Here is a 1047-nt window from a genome sequence, read left to right on the forward strand (position 1 = left end):
GCGCGGCGCCGAACTCGGTATGCATGCGGCTGTGGCGGATGACGCCGCCATGACCTGCGGCGGCCATCGCCTGCAGATAGCTCTCGCGCGGAAAGTCGGCATGGAGGACGACTCGGTAGCGCTCCGGCAAAGGCGTCGCCTCCGGCAGCCGACAGAGCAGCTCCGGGTGGCGCAGCAGTATCGTCATCGTGTGATTAGGCAGGCCGCCCGGGTGGGTTAGCGCTTTCCCTGCAAGCGCGGCAATCGCCGACAATTCGGCATCGCCGTCCTTGACGGCCATCAAGGCCGCGACGACGAAGTAAGTCCCCATATGGACCATTGTACCAAAATCTTGGCGTCCCGAATAGTCTGTAACTGCTTCTCCGCTGGGATGAATCAAAAAACGCATCATCCGCAGGTTGCGACGGATCGGCTCCAGCAGCGCCGGCAGCCCGAACAGCTCGGCGGTATAATACAACGACAAATTGCTCACCGCATTGTAAATGCCGTTGCTGCGCTCGGTCCATTCGCCGTCCGGCGTACAGTCGAGCCCTTCAGCCAGCCATGCCTCGGCCCGCCGCCGCAGCGCCTCCTCGCCTGTCAGCCGATAGAGGAAGCCAAGCGCCGCCGTCATCACCCAGCGGTGATTCGGCGTATGGCAGCCGCCTGTCCGCATCGCCGGCGCCGTGCGCTCGAGGAACAGGCGGAGCAACGCCGCCGCGTCCTGCAACGGCTCCCAGCCGCTCGCGACCATCAGCTCGTACGTCTGTGCGAGTCCGCTGACGACGAAGGCCGTATCCGGCGGCGAATGCATATTGGTAAATCCCGGCGAGATCGTCCCGTTGGCATGCTGCGCCCGCAGCTGGAAATGGACCGCGAGCTCGACTCGATGCACCAGCATCTCGCTGCGATAGTAGCGCGACTCCGGACATAGCAGCGCCGCTGTCCACGTCGCAATATAGAGCGGCGCGCCGCCGACATGGCTCGGCCAGGCAAGGCCGGTCGAGAGGTCGGCGATCCCCCCGTAGAACCGGCTGTTACGGTCCATCATCTGCCGCTCGAGCCCGC

General features: G+C 64.8%; 1 pseudogene. It reads right to left on the reverse strand.

Annotated features, from left to right (window positions below):
* Nucleotides 1–1047, reverse strand: a pseudogene (locus tag PA598K_RS35200) (hypothetical protein); the annotation flags it as partial.

The organism is Paenibacillus sp. 598K (assembly GCF_003851045.1).
GTDB lineage: Bacteria > Bacillota > Bacilli > Paenibacillales > Paenibacillaceae > Paenibacillus_D.